Source organism: Oscillatoria sp. CS-180 (assembly GCF_028330965.1).
Lineage (GTDB): Bacteria > Cyanobacteriota > Cyanobacteriia > Phormidesmidales > Phormidesmidaceae > Halomicronema.
Genome location: NZ_JAQMUB010000083.1, coordinates 72,238 through 93,215 on the forward strand (window position 1 = coordinate 72,238; position 20,978 = coordinate 93,215).

The window sequence follows — 20,978 nt, forward strand, 5'->3', positions numbered from 1 at the left end:
AGTGATGTGCCTAACGAGGAGACACGGTGATTTCATCGTCCTTAGCAAACATTTCGCCGCTGAGGATTTCTTTAGCAGCAGTCAAAGGCCAAGCAAAGCCAGAAAGGGAGCACTTGATAGCCAGAGGCACATCGATAATGATCTCTTTCTCTTCGGGGTTCTTCTCTCCCCGTACGGCAATGATGTAGAGCCGACCGACCCAGCCAATCCAGCCAGCAATATACAAAAATAGGAGACTTGGAATGAGGAACTCACCGGCATGAGCCAAGTCACCATCTACGACTAAATGAGGTAGTCCTTCTGGACCACAGAGCAAGCTAGAGCTGCCGTAAAAATCAAAACGCGCCTTATCTTTTGTAGTAGAGGCATTAGCAGCACGCTGCTGGAAAGCAGCATTTTCACCGCAAGGGGTGAGGCCAGCCACATTGTCACCTGCAATGCTTGCAGATGCGGGTAGCGCGAAACCGAACCAGAGAGAAATTACTAGAGCCAGAGCAAACAACCGTCGCATACGTGGTTTCCCTTTATTACGCAAAGGTCAAAGTTTTGAAATCAAAACGTTAAGTTATTTGTAGGGATTTTTCCCAACCTGGACGCCATAATACCCTGCCCTCGATACCCGGTAAAGCAAAGCTGGGAAGGGGTTTACATCTCTCAAACTTTTTGAATAAGTTTTTTCTAAATTCTTTTTGAAAATGAAAACTGTCTTGGCTTTAGAAACCAGTTGCGATGAAACAGCGGTAGCAATTGTCCGCGATCGCACTGTTCTCAGCAGCGTTGTGGCCTCTCAAATTGACATTCATCGCCGCTATGGTGGTGTTGTTCCTGAAGTGGCGTCGCGAGCGCACGTTGAAAATTTAGGCGCGGTGATTGAGACCGCTTTTCAACAGGCAGATGCTGGCTGGAGCGACATTGACGGCGTTGCGGCGACCTGTGCTCCGGGCCTCGTGGGCGCTTTGATGGTAGGCGTCACGGCGGGCAAAACCCTTGCCATGCTGCACGATAAGCCTTTTTTGGGAATTCATCACCTGGAGGGCCATATCTATGCGTCTTATCTCAGCCAGCCAAATTTACAGCCGCCTTTTCTTTGCCTACTGGTCTCTGGCGGTCATACTAGCTTGATTCACGTTAAAGACTGTGGTGATTATGTGACTTTGGGCAAAACCCGGGATGATGCTGCTGGAGAAGCGTTTGATAAGGTGGCGCGACTATTAGACCTAGGCTATCCCGGCGGTCCAGTGATTGATCAGTTAGCAACGACGGGCGATGCCAGCGCATTCGTCTTGCCTGAAGGCAACATTTCCCTCCCAGGCGGAGGCTATCATCCTTACGATTCCAGCTTCAGCGGTCTGAAAACAGCCGTACTTCGTTTAGTGCAATCTCTCCAAATGAAAGGCGTTGAGCCGCTCCCCGTGGCAGACCTATCGGCCAGTTTTCAAGCAACTGTAGCTAAAGGATTAACTAAACGCGCTGTGAAATGTGCGATTGACTACGATCTTCAGGCGATCGCTGTTGGCGGCGGCGTCGCTGCTAACAGTGGTTTACGCCAGCATTTATCGACCGCAGCCCAAGCAAAGGGCCTCACTGTGCTCTTTCCGCCTCTGAAGTACTGCACCGACAATGCCGCCATGATTGGCTGTGCAGCGGCTGATCACCTTGATCGCGGACACACCTCAACCCTGGCATTGGGAACGCGATCGCGCATGTCCTTGATGGATGTCATGGCGCTCTACGAGAGTTGACTACCCGGAGCGCGACGATAAAGCCATCAAACTGACTCAATACGCTGCTGGAAAATTGTGGGAAAAAGCCTGTCAGACCTTGAAAATCCGTAGCGGCTGTCGCATAAATTTTGAAAACTCAGGAAAAGCTGTTCCAAAATTCCAAAGGCTGAGTACTATATAAGCCACGAAAAACCATCTGTTTTAAGCACTTTGGGTTCATCGGGCACTCGTAATGAAACCTGGCAGCAAATACTACCCCCTATATGAGCGACTTTCGCAGAACGAGGGCGACACGCTCGCTCTGACGATAGACGAGATCGAAGCGCTCCTCCCCACCAAACTTCCGTCCTCCGCACGGGTCAATCGTTCTTGGTGGAGCAACCGCAATAGCGGAGCACTCCAAGCAACCGCTTGGATCGAAGCTGGATACCTGACCGAGATCATTGATCTCGACACGCAAACGATCACCTTTAAGAAACCTCAAGAAACCTATGTTGTTCAGCAGGTGAACGGTCAGATCAAATGGGACAAACTGGCTATCCGCTCGCTTAGGAAATATATGAAGATGACCCAGTCTCAGTTTGCAGAAACTATGGGCGTGCGTCGTCAAACGATTAGTGAGTGGGAAAACGGTGTCTACCTTCCTGATCGCTCCACTATGAAACACTTGGGTCTTGTCGCTGAGAAGGAATCGTTCGAACCTCTCTTTGAGGACGAATTGCCGACGGAAATAGAGTAGTTCCTACTTCACTAATGGAGGTTATTGCAAGGTGCACTGCTCAGCAGTGCACTCAATTTAAGTTGGCCGCTGATCACCCTATGAGTTACAGAATCCAAGGTCCATCTTGATGAGGGCGGGGCGTTCTGAGTAAGACGCACTAGAATGGACGCAGTTCATTCGTTGTGTGTAGGATCCAGTGCTCAATCTGGAAACGCTTTTCCCCTTTCAACTCGATACTTTTCAAAAAGATGCAGTTCAGGCGCTAAACGAGGGCAAATCTGTTGTTGTCTGTGCTCCTACTGGCTCTGGCAAGACGTTGATTGGCGAGTACGCTATTTATCGAGCCTTAGACACTAATAGACGAGTTTTTTATACAACTCCCTTGAAGGCGCTATCGAATCAAAAATTACGAGATTTTCGTGAACAGTTTGGTGCTAAGAATGTCGGCTTGCTGACGGGGGATACTGCCATCAACCGCGATGCACCAGTGGTGGTGATGACAACTGAAATCTTTCGCAACATGCTGTACGGCACTCGTATTGGTGAGGTAGGGACGTCACTAGCAGATGTCGAGGCGGTTGTGCTGGACGAGTGCCACTATATGAACGATCGCCAGCGAGGCACTGTCTGGGAAGAATCTATCATTTACTGTCCGCCTGAAATACAGGTTGTGGCTCTGTCTGCAACGGTAGAAAACGGAGATCAGCTAACGGACTGGCTATGTCAAGTTCACGGTCCCACAGAACTGATTTATTCAGACTTTCGTCCCGTTCCGCTCGACTTTCACTATTGCCATAGCAAAGGGTTGTTTCCTCTCCTGGATGAGACCGGAAACAAAATTAATCCGCGTCTGAAACAGCGCCGTCGTCAAACCTCTTCTCGCAAAGGTAAGAAGGATGGCTTGAGTATTCCTTATGTGGTGGGCCAACTCCATCAGAGAGACATGCTGCCCGCTATCTATTTTATTTTCAGTCGCCGGGGGTGCGATCGCGCTGTCACAGGGATGGGCAACGTTTCGCTAGTCAACGAACAGGAATCTGCTCAGCTCCAGCAAAAGATTGACGAATTTCTAGCCTGGAATCCAGACGCTGCTAGAGCGGGACAAGTAGAACCCCTCTATCGAGGCATTGCCGCTCACCATGCCGGTATCCTTCCTGCTTGGAAGGGTTTAGTTGAAGAACTGTTCCAAGCAGGACTCATCAAAGTCGTCTTTGCTACCGAGACCCTGGCGGCAGGGATCAACATGCCGGCCCGTACAACCGTCATTTCTAGCCTGTCTAAACGAACCGACAGTGGACATCGTCTACTGATGGCTTCAGAATTTCTGCAAATGTCGGGCCGAGCGGGCCGACGCGGCATGGATGATTTGGGGCATGTCGTCACGATTGAAACGCCGTTTGAAGGAGCCAAAGAAGCGGCGTACTTAGCCACGGTTGGCCCGGATCCCTTGGTGAGTCAGTTCACGCCCAGCTACGGCATGGTCCTAAATTTGCTTCAGCGGCATACTCTGGAGGAAGCCAGATCGCTGATTGAGCGCAGTTTTGGACAATACCTTGCCAACCTGCATCTAGCCCCTCAGCAGGCCGCTATCGACAATCTCAAGGCTGAGCTAGAGCATGTTCGTGCTCAGGTTGAAGCCTTTGACGAAGCCGTGTTTGCCGACTACGAAAAACTACGAGAGCGCTTGCGAGAAGAAAAGCGTCTCTTGAAAACTCTTCAACAACAGGCTGCAGAGGTGCTGCAAGGGGACATGGGAACGGCATTAGCTTTTGCGATCGCAGGCACAACGCTGTCGCTCAAAGGTAAGCATGTTCCTGTGGCTACTCCTTTACCCGCAGTACTCGTCAGCAAAGTGCCTAGCTCGGGTCACTTTCCCTACCTAATTTGCCTGACTCAAGACAACCGCTGGTACGTTGTTGCCACGGGTGATGTGGTCGGTCTCCACGCAGAATACACTCGCATTGCTGCAGTAGACGACTTAGTGCCGCCTGCTGACATGCCCCACAAGCCCGGCCAACACCGCAAAGGCAATGCGGAGACTGCCACGATTGCTTGCCAAATTCCACAGGCCCCTCCTTTGGCAGAGGTTGCGCCCGAAGTGAAAGACCAGCTGGACCGAATGCGATTAGTCGAAGAGCGCATCGAAGAGCATCCAGCTCGTGAATATGGCAATCCCAAACGGCTGCTGAAGCAATTCCGTCGGATTCAGCGAATGCAGGGTGAGATTCGCGATCGCGAGCAGACTTTGTCCAACTCTAGCGATCGCTACTGGCAGGAATTCGCTAGCATCATGGCCGTCTTGGAACACTTTGGCTGTCTTGAAGACAATCAGCCGTCTTCCCTGGGCGAGACTGCTGCAGCCATTCGAGGAGACAATGAACTGTGGCTAGGGCTAGCTCTATCATCGGGCCAATTTGATGAGCTTACGCCTCCTCAGCTTGCCTCTGCCTGCGCTGCTCTCGTGATGGAGAGTGCCCGTCCCGATACGTGGGTCGACTATCATCCGTCTCCTGTGGTGGATGCGGCCTTGGCTAGCCTCAAGCGACTTCGCCGAGAACTGTTTCAGCAGCAGCGACGTCATAACGTCATGTTTCCGATCTGGATGGAATATGAGCTGATTGGTCTTGTAGAAGAGTGGGTCAGCATGGGACAGAAAGCCGAGATGGTTGCTCCTGAAGGATTTGGAGTAGGAAAGCAGGGGGGCGATCGCAGCGACTGGACAACGCTATGCAGCAATACCAGTTTGGACGAAGGCGACATCGTTCGTGTCCTACGGCGTACCCTAGATTTTCTGTCTCAAATTCCCCACGTTCCCCATATCTCAGCCCAATTGCAATCCAACGCCCGTCAAACCTGTGATTGGATGAATCGCTTCCCCGTTAACGAAAATATGTCGTAAGCAGTTTCCTTAGCATCTGACCAACCTGTGCCGTCTCATCTGGCTCAAAGCCGATTGCCTCGGTGAGGGTCAGCAGGGCAGGCAGGTCACCGATCTGGGCAAGACGAATCATAGGACACCTAAGGTTCAGCTATTGAGGTCAGTCATCTTTACAGCCGTCTGATCCTAAGGAACGGGAACGTATTTAAGTATCAACTTTGAGCTTTGAATTCGCCTATAACTCAATCATTCAAAACTCAAAACTGAGAACTTAAAATTCATTCCTAAGGAACTGGCGACAGCTACACAACCAGAGAGGTTTCAGCCTTGATAGCGCCCAAAGCCCCTGAATAGACGAGTCCGCGACGGGTATCTAAGGTCAAGATTGTGCCGTCTCGAACCGTCTCTGTTACGTTTTTGACGCCAACGATAACAGGAATACCCAGCCGCAAGCCGAGTACCGCTGCATGGCCCGTGCGATCGTCATCCTCAGTGACGATGCCGCCTGCCTGACGAATCGCATCCACAAAGTCAGCGTTCGTTTTAGAGACAACCAAAATCTCACCCGGATTGAAATCAGACACGTCTAAACCACTGTGAGCAACCCGCGCTCGTCCACTCACAGACCCCTCACCAATACCAATGCCGTTACCCAATACAGCCGTCACGATATCGACTTTGATTAAGTCAGTGGAGCCTGAGACTCCCTGTAGGGTTCCTGCCGTCATCACGACCAGATCTCCCTCTCGAAGAAAGCCTTTTTCCTGAGCGATATTCATAGCGGCCTGAAACGTCTGGCTAGCAGAAGGCAGATCTAATACAACAAGCGGTCGGACTCCCCAGACCAGCTGCAGATGACGCGAAACATCGACATGGGGCGTCACGGCCAAAATGGGTGTCTTAGGACGAAACTTTGAGACATTGCGAGCTGTGGCACCTGATTTGGTCAGCGTCATAATGGCTGAGGAATTCAGCTGAGACGCAATGCGGGCAACGGCCTGACTAATGGCATTAGGGATTGATCGCGGTGCGCCGACCATATCGTCTGCTTCATAGCCAAAGTTCTCCTGTTCTGTCCTCAAGGCAACGCGGGCCATTGTTGCAACGGCTTCAACCGGATGTTTACCCACTGCCGTTTCGTTAGACAACATGACGGCATCCGTGCCATCTAGAATCGCATTGGCAATATCGGAAACCTCTGCTCGGGTAGGTCGAGGATTATTGACCATACTGTCCAGCATCTGAGTCGCCGTGATAACCGGGATCCCCAATCGATTCGCTGTTGCAATCAGCCGTTTTTGCAGAATCGGCACTTCCTCCGGCGGCAATTCTACGCCCAAATCACCCCGAGCCACCATAACGCCATCAGACAGGGACAAAATGGCGTCCATTTGCTCGATCGCTTCGTGCTTTTCGATCTTAACGATGACGGGTACCCGCTTACCCACACTGGCAATCAGTTCCTTAATTTCCAAAACGTCTTGGGGGTTACGGACAAAGCTGAGAGCAACCCAGTCCACCCCCTGATTGAGACCAAAAACAAGGTCTTTTCGGTCTTTATCCGTCAAAGCTTTGATTGAGAGATAGACCCCTGGAAAATTAACGCCCTTGTTATTAGAGAGAACCCCCCCGACAATAACGCGGCAGTGAAGATTGCCCTGTTCACGCTCAATGGATTCCACCTTCATCTCAACTTTGCCGTCGTCGAGCAAAATCGTTGCGCCGTTGGGAACCTCTTCTGCTAAAGGCTCATAGGTGACGGAGCTGATGTTCTGAGTTCCAGGTAGAGCACGGCTTGTTAGAGTGAACTTATCGCCCTTGTTAAGATGAATTGAGCCATTCTCGAAGCGACCCAGTCGAATTTTGGGGCCTTGCAAGTCTTGCAGAATACCGACAGGTTGATTGAGCTCAAACGAAACCTGGCGAATCAGTCGAACGCTGCGCTGATGGTCTTCATGGGTTCCGTGGGAAAAATTTAGTCGTAGGGTGGTTGCCCCGGCCTCAATGAGCGATCGCAGCACATCGGCATCTTGAGTTGCTGGCCCGATAGTAGCCACAATCTTAGTGCGTCGCAGAGCATTTCGAAATTGCATAACCGTTTTACGGAAACTCAGTGAAGTGAAGATGACGAAACCTGAATCGCCCAAAACCGCTGGAAATTCAACGTTAGCTATGGGCTAAACCTTCGGGATAGTAGCACGTTAACCCTACCTCACGCAGTCCAGCAAGGCTTGAGCTAGCGGTTTACAGTCTCTTCCTGAGGTCAGATTCAAAATCCACCTAGAGACTTGTAAAACTGCTCTCCTATAAAGCATCCAAATTAGTTAGGCTATCGAAGATACTGAATCACTATGATGAGGTCGAAACGCAGTGATACCAACTGAAATACTTAGATGAGATTGCGTCACAAAACTTTATTGTTACCCGTAAGTAACGTATACTACCGGAGTCAGATTAGAAGGAGCTTTGCGTATGTCGGTGGCAGGTCAGCCCCTGACAATTCCTAGGACTGTTCCCTCAGATTATTTGAAAGCTGACGGAGGCTTAAGCTTAGACCTACTGATGGTGATGGCTTCTGTAGCGCTAATATCGATATCTACCGTAGGTTACTTTCTCTGGGATTGGGTGAACTGGTGTGTTTTTTGCATGAATGTCCTCTCACTGCACCTAGCAGGGACTGTAATTCATGACGCTTCTCATAATGCTGCTCATCGCAATCGAGCCTTGAATGCAATCTTGGGACATGCCAGCGCATTGATTTTAGGATTTTCGTTTCCCGTATTCACCCGGGTTCACCTTCAGCATCATGCTCACGTGAATGATCCTGAGAATGATCCAGATCATTTCGTTTCCACAGGTGGACCGCTCTGGTTAATTGCAGCACGCTTCTTCTACCACGAGATCTATTTCTTCCAGCGGCGGCTCTGGCGGAAGTGGGAGCTGCTGGAGTGGTTTTTGGGACGGCTTGCTGTGGGGCTATTGGTGTTCACGGCAGTGCAGTTTGATTTTTTGGGATACATCTTTAATTACTGGTTTTCGCCTGCTTTAGTCGTTGGCATCGCTTTGGGGCTATTTTTCGACTATCTACCGCATCGCCCTTTTGAGGAGCGCGATCGCTGGAAGAACGCCCGTGTTTATCCCAGTGGAGTCCTGAATCTGCTCATCATGGGCCAAAATTATCACCTCGTTCATCATCTTTGGCCTTCCGTTCCTTGGTATCGCTACAAGCCGACTTACGAAGTGATGAAACCCCTATTGGATTCAAAAGGGTCTCCGCAATCTCTAGGTATTTTGACGGGAGGCAAGGACTTTTTCGGTTTCTTATACGATTTGGTGTTGGGGATCCGCTTTCATTCCCATAAGCAGCCTCAGGACTCTGAGGAATCTACCTAATCCAACTCTAGCTTTCTGAACTAATGGAGGGCCGATGGTTTAGGCTGGCCCAAATTCAGCAACATCGACAATCAGAACAGGATAGACAATTCGCGAACGTAAATGCTGCTTGGCGATAGTATTGAACGGAGCAGTCCTAAGCTATAAGTTTTAGAGCTTGGTGACAGACCGCATAATCTGGCTGTAATGAAGTGCCTGCCCTATGCAACCCGTATTGTTGTTCGTTAATGCTGTCTGCTGTCGATTTGGGTGTTCAAGGTAATGACCGATTATCCTTTTCCACCTCCTGCTGCCTTGCGCCAGTGCGTAACTCATCTCGGTATTGCTGAAAGTGCTCTTCGTTGGGAGCTTTTAGACCAAGCTCTAATCCATTCGTCTTACTCTTCGGAGCGAAACAACGAACGGCTGGAATTTTTGGGGGATTCGGTACTGCGATTAGCAACCGCTGAGTTTCTGATGGAGAAATATCCTGATGCCTCAGTGGGAGATCTAACGATGATGCGATCGCACCTCGTCAGTGATCAAACCCTAACTCGGATTGCCGAGCAGTTAGGGTTAGAACAATTTCTGCACGTTTCCAGCGCTGCTGCTGGAGATCAGGCCGCTCGACCTAAACGCTTAGCCGACGCTATGGAAGCAATTTTGGCGGTACTGTATCTCAGTAAGGGTGATTTGCAGTTGGTTCATCCCTGGCTTGATCCCCATCTGGAACCCCTAGCCAGAAAGCTGATGCAAAACCCCGCCGGGCACAACCCCAAAACAGCGCTACAAGAGCTGACTCAAAAGCAATACAAGGTGTTACCGGAATATCGCACGGCAGAGATTAGCATGGTTCATGGCGATCCAGAGCGGTTTCGGTCAGAAGTGTGGTTTCGCGATCGTCATTTAGGGACTGGGGTTGGCGCGTCCCGCAAAGCTGCTGAGCAAGCCGCTGCATCGGAGGGATACCGTGTTATGCAAGCGATGTCTTCCTCTACCTCATCGCCGTTCTCTTAAAGTGCTCAACTAAAGTGCTTGACCTCCCCCTGTTGGCTCAGTCTGAAGAGATTAACGGCATTAATAAAACGCTAGCCAAACCTGATCGAAAATAAATCTCCATTAGGTAGAGATATTGGGTCATAAGGGTTTACACTCCTAGTGAATCATTGGAAATCTTTGAAACCGTTGACTTCGGCCAGGGCTAGGAGTCTATTTTGTGGCAGCAGAACTTTTTGACACGCCTGTTGCCGCGGATTTGTGTGGTTTTGAACAACAGCCATTTTCTGGGATAGGGCGCTATGAAATATCGCAATCTGGTGGGAGCAGCATTTGGACTCGCTTTCTGTCTAGGGGTACAAGAAAGTCGGGCCGCTTCAAGTTCAGAGACTGCAGTCCCTGAACTTGACGTCACAATATCTGATACCGATACAGCTGATGTCTCAGCAGTTTCCCTAGATGCCGAGATGACTGAGATGATTCCAGCATCTGATGACGCGATCGCGGTCACCCCCACCGATGAACTGAACGTATCAATGGGTAACACTGTCAGCAATTGGACTGAGTCTGCTCTAGAGCGTCTGACAATTGCAGCGTCTGAACCTGAGGTGATAGAGCTGTCGGTTGCTGATCTAAATACTGAGATGACTGAGACCGTCTTGCCAACGGTTGACGCGATCGCAGTGACGACTATCGATGAGCTATCTGATGTTTCTCCGACCGATTGGGCTTATCCAGCGCTACAAAGTTTGGTAGAAAACTACAGCTGCATCGAGGGCTATCCTGACGAGACCTATCGAGGCGATCGCTTTCTCACCCGCTATGAATTCGCTGCTCTCTTGGATCGCTGCTTATCGGTCGTGAGGTCCTTAGCTGCTGAGGGTCAAGTTCCCGATACCGACCTGCAAACGATTCAGCGACTTCAAGCTGAGTATCAGTCAGAGCTAGACGCCTTAACCTCTCGCGTTGAAGCCCTTGAAACTGAAACGGCTTCTCTGCGGGCGACGACGTTCTCGACCACAACACGACTGCGGGGAGAGGTGGTGTTCTCTCTGGAGCATTTGGCGGGTGGCGATCAGGCTAATGGTAGCGGCAATGATTTGTCTGAAGCGCTAGTTTTTGGCAGTCGGGCACGGTTGAACTTCAACACTAGTTTTACCGGGCGTGACCTACTCAAGATTCGATTAGACGCGCTCGATCCAACCCGATTCACGGCACCTGTCACTGGGACCAATATGACTCGGCTGGCGTTTGACCGCACGAATAACAACGACTTTGACATCGGCAAATTTTTCTATCGGTTTCCAGTGGGCGATCGCCTATCACTACATATTGACTTCACTCGTGGTGCCTATCAGGCTAACGTTTCTAGTACGTTCAATCCGGGTCTGGCAAATCCCATTAGTGGAGCCGTATCCCGGTTTGGTCGCTTCAATCCCATCTATTACCAGGGAGCATTGGGGACAGGCATTACGGGCGTCTACGACATTGCCCCTAATCTGTCTTTTTCAGCGGGCTATTTATCCCGCTCGCCAGGGTCCAATAATCCAGATGATGGCGGATTGTTTGGCAGTGGCTATACGGCTTTAGCGCAATTGGACTATCGCCCGACTGAGACGTGGGGCCTTGGGTTAGTGTACGCTCGCTCGTACTATCCGGCGGGGGCGATCGCGGTTTCGGCAGGAACCGGAAGTCGATTAGCCAATGCGCCCTTTGGTCGCAACGTGGCGACCTCGGCCAATCATTTTGGCGTGCAGTCTAGCCTCAAGTTAGGTTCGGCAACCCTTTCTGGCTGGACCGGATTAAGCCTAGCGACAGCAGAATCCGACAGTGCCTTAGTCAGCGATGGTGACTCAGCCACGATGCTCAATTGGGCCGTTACGCTGGGGCTGCCCAATTTAGGCGGTCAGGGCAATTTCGGTGGACTAGTCGTGGGCAATCCACCCCGGGTCTTAAGCAATGATGGCGGTGCCGATGAAGAAGATCCCACGTGGCACATTGAGGCTTTCTATCGCTATCGAGTCAACCAGAATATTGCTCTAGTTCCTGGCTTTTTTGTGTTGATCAACCCTGAAAATAACAGCGATAACGACACAATTTGGGTCGGCAGTCTCCGGGCCGTCTTTCAGTTCTAGGACAACCGTGACATCTCGTAGTAAGAAGACGTTGAAGGGAATTATGCTTTAGAGCACAACATATAGCCCTGTGCAGCTTGGTCAAGTACATCTCAGCGTCTTAAGGGAATAGGAAACCGGGAATGGGGGTGTGCTTGATACAAGTGCATGCCGCCATAAGTGTTGATCTGCTCAAGGTCTGCTCTTTTTTCTTTGCCCTAACATTGAGATTAGAAGGGTGTTGTTGCACTCTCACATTGACGATGTTCTGTGTCAGCTTTGACCTAAGAATTGCAAAACCTTGAGAATTATTCTGAGCCGCAAAGGCTTTGACTCTAGCTATGGCGGCAAACCTAGTCCCATTTTTTCTGATGGCACTCTCTGTTCATTGCCCATTCCGGAAGGGAAGCGCGGACAGCAAGCAACCTGCTACGACGATATTTGTTTTGGAAACCACAGCCTGGGGCATTTGGTCGAAGATTTGACGAATGGCAAGGTGAAGGCGAGTCGCCGAGTGCATCTTGACCCTGATTTGTGCCCAGGCAGCCTGCCGCGACGGTCTTACTGGCGGCCTCTGTTTGGGCAGACGGGAGCGGCTGAAGGACATTTGCGAAATCGGGGCATCTCAAGTGGTGACCTGTTTCTCTTCTTTGGCTGGTTTAGGGAAGTGGAGCAGGTCAACAATCGCTATCGGTATGTGAAGGCTGCTCCGGACCTGCATGTTCTCTTTGGGTGGTTGCAGATCGGCGCTCGAATTGATGTTGAAACAGAGACTGATCTACCCGACTGGCTTACCTATCATCCCCATGTATACAACCGCGATCGCTACTCTCAACATGCCAATACGCTCTATCTGGCACCGTCGACCTTGAAGTTGCCATCGCGATCGCTCAATCAGCCCGGAGCAGGAACCTTCCCGCAGTTCTCAGCAGCGCTACAGCTCACGGCTCCAGCAGCGGCATCTCGTAGTCTATGGGAATTGCCCCGTTGGTTTTATCCAGCGGGTAGACCATCGGCCTTGAGCTACCATACGAAGCCTAATCGGTGGCAGTTAGGTAATCGCTCAACCTATCTCCGATCGGTTTGTCAGGGTCAAGAATTTGTGCTGGACTGCCAGCACTATCCTGAAGCGATCAATTGGGTAGCCGCTTTGTTGACCTAACCGTCCCATAAGAATATCTGTCGGCTGGAACCCGCAGCTTGCCCGAAGGTCAAAGTAGTATGGGCAATAAGAGTGGTTGATCAATGGGAAGGTAATCTCATGGCAAGATTCACGCTGATAGCTTTACTAATGGCAATTCTGGTGTCTAGTGCGGCAAGTTTAGCTGTGGCGGAGAGTCCACAGGACCAGCAAGAGAATGCTCCAGTCATTGCGCAACTTCAGCTACGAGACCATACCGTGGTTATCACCTCTGATGATCAGGGTAAGTTCTATTCCGTTTACGACAATTCGGGAACGTCTTTGAGTGCAGGGCTTACTGAACAGGAGATTGCGGACCAGTATCCCGAATTATTTGATCTGCTGCGGCCTGCGATCGCAGACGGTGAAAATGGTGAGTTGATGATGATGTTGGCTCCAGTCAGCATCTACTAATAGCGCATAGGGCAAACTCGTCGATCAGAGCTGGAGAAACTTCATCCTGCTCCAAATCCGAGTAAATCCAGATGACCTGCCATGGGGAGCAGCATCGGCATATAGAATAATCAGGATCTATATCCCTGCTTCCCTGGATAAAACTTATGCCGCGCCGCGACGACATTCAAAAAATTCTGCTAATTGGCTCTGGTCCGATTGTGATTGGGCAAGCCTGTGAGTTTGACTATTCCGGCACCCAAGCATGTAAAGCGTTACGAGAAGAGGGATACGAGGTTGTGCTGGTGAACTCCAACCCGGCCACCATCATGACTGATCCGGAGACAGCTGACCGTACCTATATTGAGCCACTGACGACAGAGATCGTCACCAGAATTATTGAGCAAGAACGCCCCAATGCTTTGTTACCGACGATGGGTGGGCAAACCGCTTTAAACTTGGCGGTGGATTTAGCCAAAAGCGGAGTCCTGGAACGCAACGGCGTTGAGTTGATTGGGGCACAGCTAGCGGCCATTGAGAAAGCTGAAGATCGCAAGCTGTTTAAAGAGGCAATGGAGCGTATTGGGTTGGCGGTCTGTCCGTCCGGTCTGGCCGAAACGATGGCGGAAGTCAAGGCCGTTGCTGCCAAAATCGACATGTTTCCGCTGATTATTCGGCCTGCGTTCACTTTGGGCGGAGCCGGAGGGGGGATTGCTTACAACCAAGAGGAACTGGAGCGAATTGCCCGGTCTGGTTTAGATGCCAGTCCCGTTTCACAAATCATTATCGAACAGTCGCTTTTGGGTTGGAAGGAATATGAACTGGAGGTCATGCGTGACCTCGCCGACAACGTTGTCATTATTTGCTCAATTGAAAACGTTGATCCCATGGGTATCCATACAGGAGATTCCATCACGGTCGCCCCAGCTCAAACCCTGACCGATAAGGAATATCAGCGATTACGCGATGCCTCTATCCGCATCATTCGTGAAATTGGCGTAGAAACAGGCGGTTCTAACATTCAGTTTGCCGTCAATCCGGTAGATGGAGATTTCATTGTCATTGAGATGAATCCTCGCGTTTCTCGGAGTTCGGCATTGGCGTCAAAAGCGACGGGCTTTCCGATCGCAAAATTCGCTGCCAAGTTGGCCGTCGGTTATAGCCTTGACGAAATTTCCAACGACATTACGCAAAAGACGCCGGCCAGTTTTGAACCCACAATTGACTATGTGGTGACTAAAGTGCCGCGCTTCGCTTTCGAAAAGTTTCCCGGCACTGATCCCATTCTGACAACCCAAATGAAGTCGGTGGGTGAAGCGATGGCAATTGGGCGGACCTTTCAAGAGTCGTTTCAAAAAGCCTTACGATCGCTCGAAACAGGACGAGCCGGTTGGGGCTGCGATCGCAAGGAAACCCTACCTAATCTCTCCACCCTGCGCTCTCGTCTCAGAAAACCGAGTCCAGATCGCATTTTCACGGTTCGCCATGCCATGCAGCTGCGGCTTGAACTCGACGAGATCTATTCGCTGACGGGGATTGATCCCTGGTTTTTGCATAAGTTTGCTGAGCTGCTCGAAACCGAAAAGTGGCTTAAACGCACCTCGCTAGGGTCATTGACGGCTCAGCAGATGATGCAAATTAAGCAGCAAGGTTTTAGCGATCGCCAAATTGCCTTTGCGAAGAACACAACGGAAGCCGAAGTCCGCGCTCTGCGTCAATCGCTCGGTGTCCGTCCCGTATACAAAACGGTTGATACTTGTGCGGCTGAATTTGAAGCCTACACGCCCTACTACTACTCTACCTACGAGACCGAATCAGAAGTTCAGCCCAGCGCTCGCCGCAAAGTCATGATTCTGGGCGGTGGACCCAATCGGATTGGGCAGGGCATTGAGTTTGACTATTGTTGCTGCCATGCCTCCTTTGCGCTACAGGCAGATGGTTTCGAGACCATCATGGTGAACTCCAATCCCGAAACAGTTTCTACCGACTACGACACTAGCGATCGCCTCTATTTCGAGCCACTGACTCAAGAAGATGTCCTCAACATCATTGAAACAGAGCAGCCGGAAGGCATCATCGTTCAGTTTGGCGGCCAAACACCCCTGAAGCTAGCCGTTCCCCTACAAACCTATCTGCAAAAGATATCTGCGCCCTCACCCGATCACCCATCTACTCGAATTTGGGGGACTTCTCCTGACTCCATCGACATCGCTGAAGACCGAGAGCGCTTTGAGCAAATTCTTCGGGAACTGGATATCGTGCAGCCTGCTAATGGTATTGCTCGCAGCTATGATGAAGCGCTCAGCATTGCCCGCCATATCGACTATCCAGTGGTTGTGCGCCCCAGTTATGTTCTGGGTGGGCGAGCGATGGAGATTGTCTATTCCGATCAGGAATTGGAACACTACATGACCTATGCCGTGCAGGTGGAGCCTAATCACCCCATTCTGATTGACAAGTTTTTGGAAGACGCGGTTGAGGTAGATGTGGATGCGATCGCGGATGCGACAGGAACGGTTGTAATTGGTGGCATTATGGAGCACATCGAGCAGGCTGGTATCCACTCTGGGGACTCCGCCTGCTCCATTCCAACAATGACCTTGGCTAAGACGTCTCTCGCAACTATTCGAGAATGGACACTCAAGCTGGCCAAGCGGCTACAGGTGGTTGGATTGATGAATATCCAGTTTGCTGTGAAAGATGAGCAGGTGTATATCCTAGAGGCCAACCCTCGCGCTTCTCGCACCGTTCCCTTTGTCTCCAAAGCTACAGGCTTACCCTTAGCAAAATTGGCCGTGCAGGTGATGGCAGGTAAAACGCTGGCTGATTTGGGAATCACTGAAGAGATTATCCCTGGCTATATTTCTGTCAAAGAGGCGGTCTTGCCCTTTGAACGCTTTTCCGGCACGGATACGATTTTGGGGCCAGAGATGCGATCGACCGGTGAAGTCATGGGCATTGATGTGGATTTTGGTAAAGCCTTTGCCAAGGCCGAGCTAGGAGCCAATCAGCATCTTCCCCAGGGCGGGACGGTTTTTGTCTCAATGAACGATCGCGACAAAACAGCCGTCGTTCCAGTGGTTCAAGAGCTGGCCGATTTAGGCTTTGAGCTAGTTGCGACCAGCGGCACCTGTCAGGTTCTCAAGCAAAACGGTCTCACGGTCGATCCCGTGCTGAAGGTTCACGAAGGCCGCCCTCACGTTGTTGATTTGATGAAAAATGGACAGATTCAGCTCATCCTCAATACACCCATAGGCGATAAGGCTCAACAAGACGACCATGAGATTCGCCGGACAGCACTGAGTTACAAAATTCCTACCATCACCACGATCGCGGCTGCCCGTGCCACTGCCGCCGCCATCCGTACCCTGCAAAAAGAGACTCTCTCAGTCAAAGCCCTGCAGGATTATTTGAAAGACTAACGGTGTAGATGCACAGCTATTCTCGTAATTCAATGACGAAAATCTTCGACACGATGCCAACTTATCTCGATTCGGGAATCAAACCTTTGTTTGGGGACGCGACACATCGCGTCCCGCTTCCACATCTCTAAAAAGTCACCAACCACTCACTCTCATACATTGATCTGCTTCTGAGACCTTCCCTTCTCAACCACAAATAAAGTGTCCAAATCTCGCAGATAAAATACGCCGAAACAAGCAGCTAACATGGGCCAAGCTGCAAAAAAGAGAATATTAGGTGCGGTAAAAGGGTCCAAATATCGTGGAAAAGACACGATTGTCGAAACCGCATGCATGAGCAACACGGCACCATAAGTCCACGTCTTTTTAATGCCTGCAACGAAGCCCAAAACAATTACGAGTTGGACAATCCCGATGCCATAAATCAACGCAGTACCCAATCCTTGAATGCCATAGAAAGCAGCGAAAACCTGACTAGCGTGATCGGGCTTTAAAAACTTATCCAGCACCCAAATCAGCATGACGACGAAGATACTCAGACGGAGCAACAACAAAACGAGGGGCACACGTCCACCGACCGTATTACCGTTGATCACAGCAACCTCCTGATAGAGCTGAAAAGACTTCCTTTAGGATTAAGGACGTCCCTGAGGAGATGCTGAGCTTGATATGAAAATTAGTATTTGATAGATATCGCCGTCACCATCCAAGGTGAGACAAGCACAAATCAATGATTTCCAGTAAAACGGGCCTGACGGGATTCGAACCCGCAACTTCCGCCGTGACAGGGCGGTGCTCTAACCAATTGAACTACAGGCCCTTACAAAGGACGATCTCTATCTTGTCTTCCAGGACTGATTTTGTCAAATGTTTTGAGAAAAAATTTCAGTGGGTTAAGCAGAGGCGGTTAGGTGCGGAACTGTGGTGACTTGCCAGTAGGGTTTTGCGAAGTTGGTGAGCCACTGTTTGACGTGGTAAGTGGCGCGGCAGTCGTCTTCGTTGTAACGGAGGATAGCGTTGAGGTAGGCGCGATCGCCCGTTGTCAGCCATTCGTTATACCAGCAGATCGACTGTGCTCCATTGGCATCGCTGTCGCGCCATTCAAACCCCATCCAGCGGGCAATGTGCTTTAAGGCATAGCTTTCCACCGGAAGCGTCACCGCCTCAGTCACACACCAGTGAATGTCTACGAAACGGGCTAGCAAGCGCCGTAGGTCGTCTGGGGGGAGACTGCCGTAGTGTTGGGTTAGCTTCTTTGCCGTCTGTGCCTCATAAGGGCAAAAATGGTAGATGGGAGCTTGAGGATATCGCAGGACCAAATCAAGAAACTGCTCCCATGCCGTTTGTTCGTCCTCCACAGTTTCTGCCAAGAGCGGATGGAATTCTTCGGTTTGAGTCCGGTGGTCAACTACCAGTACGCCGTGCAGATAAATCACATCGACGTCAGGAGCTGCCTCGATATCGAAGTACAGCTCAACCTCTGCGCTGGGAAGATCTTGGGGCGCAAGAACAAAGCCATTCAGGGGAGGTGTCGGGGTGCGGGCGATCGCCTCGTTATACAAAGTTGCCTGAGCTTGGTGAACGAGCTTTTCGGCTACGGCATCGCCAAAGCCTGGCAGATACGCGAGCTGAGTTGGATGGGCCTGTGCCAAATCTGAAACAGTGGTCAGATTTTGAGTTTTAAGATGACTGTAGCGAGCTGGGGTGACGCCAGGGAGTAACGAGAGATGAAACGTATCTCGGGCTGTTTCATAGCAATGACTGAACCAACGACATAGGTCACAACGACTATGGGCAATGAAGACCTCCGGAGCGCGATCGCTCTGCAAATCAGCTAGGCACGCCTCTAGAGCTTCGCCAAACTTGGAGAGTTGCTGATCTAGATCAACAGAATGGTAGCGGCCTTCTCGTAGCGCCAGCCAGCTTTCATGGGGCCAGTTGCCTTGAGAGTAGGCCAACACATAGGCGTGGAACGTCGCAACAATTTGGTAGTCGAGCTTGGGTTTTTTGCCGAGCTTGATATCAACAGGAGCATACTGCCAGTCTCCCCAAACGGACCACCCCGCTTGTTTAACCAGCAAGTCCGGACGGCTCACCAGGTAAAGGTCGTTTTCCACAGCATTGAGCAAGACGCCGCCAACGATGTAATCTACCCCCTGTGACATCAAGGCGATCGTTTCTTGGGCACCTTTACGCCAGTCCCCGCGCTGATATTGAGGACGGCAAAGCGGCTCATAGTCTTCTAGGACAGCAGCTCGATGCTCTGCGCTATCCTGCTTGATTTTTTGCAGATAATCACTAGGTCTATCGGCTTGGGCAGAGTCGTGATGGGTGTCTAGATAAGCGCGACGGGAACAGCGCTGGTAGTGGAGTAGCAAGTCGTCAGTAATCCACTGGAGGGATTGCTGAGCAGCGTCTTTGAAATCTCTAGCAATGGGGCGATGCGGCTCTGTCAGGGGTCTCAATTGGCTACCCCCAGACATGAGACGATGTGGCAGGGGGTAGCTAGCAGACAAGGTTAGTTATCGAAAAAACAAAAGGTTTGAGAAAGGGTGACATCCGATCAGGCATCTTCAGCATCCTATGTGGTTGCTGCTGCAGCACACTTTTGAGAACCTCATGTCGTTCCCAATAAGATCCTTGGTCAGGTCGGCAAGATACGGTCACAGTGCTCTTCAAAATACCGTCCGAGGAAGCGATGCCCTACTATCTTGTAGCGAACCATCACGCTACGAAGACAGCATAAATTCTGATCTATTGACAGTTATACAGCATTATGGGGTGCGTCAGAGCACTGTTTCGTGCTTCTTACTTCTGTCGAGGGGTGCAAGGTATTTTTTGATTAAAAGCAACTCGGAGATAACACTGATACGCTGATAGCATTCGGTTTATACATTTCTCTGATTGATATGGTTTTGAGTTCTCCTTCAGAAACGGATGCTCGTTTGCAGCAGTTTCGCCAACAGTTTCCGGCATTGGTGAACAAGCGCTATTTCAATTTTGGTGGACAAGGACCGCTACCTCAATGTGCGCTGGATGCCCTGCAGCAGGCTCAGCTGAAAATTCAGAGGGAAGGTCCTTTCTCTGGAGCAGTCAATCAGTGGCTGCAACAGGCTGGAACGGAAATGCGGCAGGCTCTGGCAAATGTTCTTCAAGTTCCTGGAGATACGATGACGCTGACTGAAAGCGTTACAGTGGGCTGCAATATTCCTTTGTGGGGCATAGATTGGCGACCGGGCGATCGCATCCTCCTCACCGACTGTGAGCACCCCGGCATTGTCGCCACTGTGCAGGAAATCAGCCGTCGATTTCAGGTCGCTGTGGATGTGTGTTCCGTATTAGCAACCGCTCAGGAAGGCGATCCGGTGGCCGCAATCGCTGCGGCTCTTCAGCCTCGAACTCGACTTCTGGTCGTCAGCCATATTTTGTGGAATACTGGGCAGGTTTTGCCCCTGGCTGACATCGTGCGCCTCTGTCACGACCATACGCCTGACCCTGCCTGGGTCCTGGTCGATGCGGCTCAATCTGTGGGCATGATGCCTCTGAGTCTGAGTGACACTGAAGTCGATTTTTACGCCTTTACAGGCCATAAATGGTGCTGTGGTCCTGCGGGTCTTGGGGGGCTTTATGTCAGACCTGAGATGCGGCAGGCGATCGCCCCAACCTTTATTGGCTGGCGCAGCATTACAACGGATGCCCATGCTAATCCAACGGGCTGGCAACCAACAGGACAGCGCTACGAAGTGGCGACGTCCGATTACCCCCTAATGGCGGGCTTACAGGCAGCACTAAGTTTGCATCAAACCTGGGGAAGTTCTGGCGATCGCTATCAGCGAATTTGCACCCTTGGACGTCAGCTGTGGCAGCAGCTAGCAACGCATCCTCGCATTCGCATGATTTGCGCCGAGCCACCTGAATCGGGTCTCGTGTCCTTTGAAATATTGGATTCAACTGAGACACCCTCCCGAGAGTGTCATGTGCGCTTAGTCAAAGATCTTGAGGCGGATGGAATGATGCTCCGAACTTTGCTGGATCCCCATTGCGTTCGGGCCTGTGTCCACTACCTCACCCTAGAGGCTGAAGTGGGGGAGTTAAGCGATCGCATTTTTCGTTGGATTCAAAACAATGGGTAATTCGCAAGATTCACCCAAAAGGGTTAGTGCGCCCACCCAATTTCT

14 protein-coding genes and 1 tRNA gene are annotated in these 20,978 nt (G+C 50.9%); 10 read left to right on the forward strand and 5 right to left on the reverse strand.

What is annotated here, in order from left to right; all coding sequences use genetic code 11:
• Nucleotides 1-10: 10 nt before the first annotated feature.
• Nucleotides 11-511: a Photosystem I reaction center subunit III gene (locus PN498_RS20675; RefSeq protein ID WP_272065297.1), complete on the reverse strand. Its 501-nt coding sequence runs from the start codon at nt 509-511 to the stop codon at nt 11-13.
• Between the two features lie 184 nt (nt 512-695).
• Here PN498_RS20675 and tsaD point away from each other — a divergent pair, with 184 nt between their 5' ends.
• The 3 genes from tsaD (at nt 696) to PN498_RS20690 (ending at nt 5,344) form a co-directional block, all read left to right on the forward strand.
• Nucleotides 696-1,742 carry a tRNA (adenosine(37)-N6)-threonylcarbamoyltransferase complex transferase subunit TsaD gene (tsaD, locus tag PN498_RS20680; RefSeq protein WP_272065299.1) on the forward strand — a complete coding sequence of 349 codons (1,047 nt, stop codon included), beginning with the start codon at nt 696-698 and terminating at the stop codon, nt 1,740-1,742.
• A 214-nt stretch (nt 1,743-1,956) separates the two neighbouring features.
• Nucleotides 1,957-2,463, forward strand: a complete 507-nt coding sequence (locus PN498_RS20685; RefSeq protein WP_272065300.1) for a helix-turn-helix transcriptional regulator — start codon at nt 1,957-1,959, stop codon at nt 2,461-2,463.
• A 178-nt stretch (nt 2,464-2,641) separates the two neighbouring features.
• On the forward strand, nt 2,642-5,344 hold the full coding sequence (locus PN498_RS20690; RefSeq protein ID WP_272065301.1) for a DEAD/DEAH box helicase: 2,703 nt from the start codon (nt 2,642-2,644) through the stop codon (nt 5,342-5,344).
• Nucleotides 5,345-5,625: 281 nt separating this feature from the next.
• On the opposite strand, the gene pyk is transcribed toward PN498_RS20690, so the two are convergent.
• Nucleotides 5,626-7,416 (reverse strand): pyruvate kinase, encoded by a 1,791-nt coding sequence (gene pyk / locus PN498_RS20695; RefSeq protein ID WP_272065303.1) that lies wholly within the window; start codon nt 7,414-7,416, stop codon nt 5,626-5,628.
• Between the two features lie 379 nt (nt 7,417-7,795).
• On the opposite strand from pyk, the gene crtR reads away from it, so the two are divergent.
• The 6 genes from crtR (at nt 7,796) to carB (ending at nt 16,800) form a co-directional block, all read left to right on the forward strand.
• Nucleotides 7,796-8,716, forward strand: coding sequence for a beta-carotene hydroxylase (crtR, locus tag PN498_RS20700; RefSeq protein ID WP_272065305.1), 921 nt, complete (start codon nt 7,796-7,798; stop codon nt 8,714-8,716).
• A 261-nt stretch (nt 8,717-8,977) separates the two neighbouring features.
• Nucleotides 8,978-9,712: a ribonuclease III gene (gene rnc / locus PN498_RS20705; protein ID WP_272065306.1), complete on the forward strand. Its 735-nt coding sequence runs from the start codon at nt 8,978-8,980 to the stop codon at nt 9,710-9,712.
• A gap of 281 nt (nt 9,713-9,993) precedes the next feature.
• Nucleotides 9,994-11,826, forward strand: a complete 1,833-nt coding sequence (locus PN498_RS20710; RefSeq protein WP_272065307.1) for an iron uptake porin — start codon at nt 9,994-9,996, stop codon at nt 11,824-11,826.
• Nucleotides 11,827-12,106: 280 nt separating this feature from the next.
• Nucleotides 12,107-12,967 carry a hypothetical protein gene (locus PN498_RS20715; RefSeq protein WP_272065308.1) on the forward strand — a complete coding sequence of 287 codons (861 nt, stop codon included), beginning with the start codon at nt 12,107-12,109 and terminating at the stop codon, nt 12,965-12,967.
• 99 nt (nt 12,968-13,066) lie between these two features.
• Nucleotides 13,067-13,399, forward strand: a complete 333-nt coding sequence (locus tag PN498_RS20720; protein WP_272065309.1) for a hypothetical protein — start codon at nt 13,067-13,069, stop codon at nt 13,397-13,399.
• 146 nt (nt 13,400-13,545) lie between these two features.
• Nucleotides 13,546-16,800 carry a carbamoyl-phosphate synthase large subunit gene (gene carB / locus PN498_RS20725; RefSeq protein ID WP_272065310.1) on the forward strand — a complete coding sequence of 1,085 codons (3,255 nt, stop codon included), beginning with the start codon at nt 13,546-13,548 and terminating at the stop codon, nt 16,798-16,800.
• Nucleotides 16,801-16,952: 152 nt separating this feature from the next.
• On the opposite strand, the gene PN498_RS20730 is transcribed toward carB, so the two are convergent.
• The 3 genes from PN498_RS20730 to PN498_RS20740 all read right to left on the reverse strand — a co-directional run bounded on the left by PN498_RS20730 (nt 16,953) and on the right by PN498_RS20740 (nt 19,283).
• Entirely contained in the window at nt 16,953-17,396 is a 444-nt protein-coding gene (locus PN498_RS20730; protein ID WP_272065311.1) for a hypothetical protein, read from the reverse strand.
• A gap of 150 nt (nt 17,397-17,546) precedes the next feature.
• Nucleotides 17,547-17,620, reverse strand: a tRNA-Asp gene (locus PN498_RS20735).
• A gap of 73 nt (nt 17,621-17,693) precedes the next feature.
• On the reverse strand, nt 17,694-19,283 hold the full coding sequence (locus tag PN498_RS20740) for a TM0106 family RecB-like putative nuclease (RefSeq protein WP_272065312.1): 1,590 nt from the start codon (nt 19,281-19,283) through the stop codon (nt 17,694-17,696).
• A 426-nt stretch (nt 19,284-19,709) separates the two neighbouring features.
• Here PN498_RS20740 and PN498_RS20745 point away from each other — a divergent pair, with 426 nt between their 5' ends.
• Entirely contained in the window at nt 19,710-20,933 is a 1,224-nt protein-coding gene (locus tag PN498_RS20745) for an aminotransferase class V-fold PLP-dependent enzyme (RefSeq protein ID WP_272065313.1), read from the forward strand.
• The last annotated feature ends 45 nt before the right edge of the window (nt 20,934-20,978 follow it).

Bases quoted from the DNA above. Each gene is read 5' to 3' on its own strand.
- rnc (WP_272065306.1), top strand. From the start codon at position 8,978: ATGACCGATTATCCTTTTCCACCTCCTGCTGCCTTGCGCCAGTGCGTA.
- PN498_RS20675 (WP_272065297.1), bottom strand. From the start codon at position 511: ATGCGACGGTTGTTTGCTCTGGCTCTAGTAATTTCTCTCTGGTTCGGT.
- carB (WP_272065310.1), top strand. From the start codon at position 13,546: ATGCCGCGCCGCGACGACATTCAAAAAATTCTGCTAATTGGCTCTGGT.
- PN498_RS20685 (WP_272065300.1), top strand. From the start codon at position 1,957: ATGAAACCTGGCAGCAAATACTACCCCCTATATGAGCGACTTTCGCAG.
- pyk (WP_272065303.1), bottom strand. From the start codon at position 7,416: ATGCAATTTCGAAATGCTCTGCGACGCACTAAGATTGTGGCTACTATC.
- tsaD (WP_272065299.1), top strand. From the start codon at position 696: ATGAAAACTGTCTTGGCTTTAGAAACCAGTTGCGATGAAACAGCGGTA.
- PN498_RS20745 (WP_272065313.1), top strand. From the start codon at position 19,710: ATGGTTTTGAGTTCTCCTTCAGAAACGGATGCTCGTTTGCAGCAGTTT.
- PN498_RS20710 (WP_272065307.1), top strand. From the start codon at position 9,994: ATGAAATATCGCAATCTGGTGGGAGCAGCATTTGGACTCGCTTTCTGT.
- crtR (WP_272065305.1), top strand. From the start codon at position 7,796: ATGTCGGTGGCAGGTCAGCCCCTGACAATTCCTAGGACTGTTCCCTCA.
- PN498_RS20740 (WP_272065312.1), bottom strand. From the start codon at position 19,283: ATGTCTGGGGGTAGCCAATTGAGACCCCTGACAGAGCCGCATCGCCCC.
- PN498_RS20720 (WP_272065309.1), top strand. From the start codon at position 13,067: ATGGCAAGATTCACGCTGATAGCTTTACTAATGGCAATTCTGGTGTCT.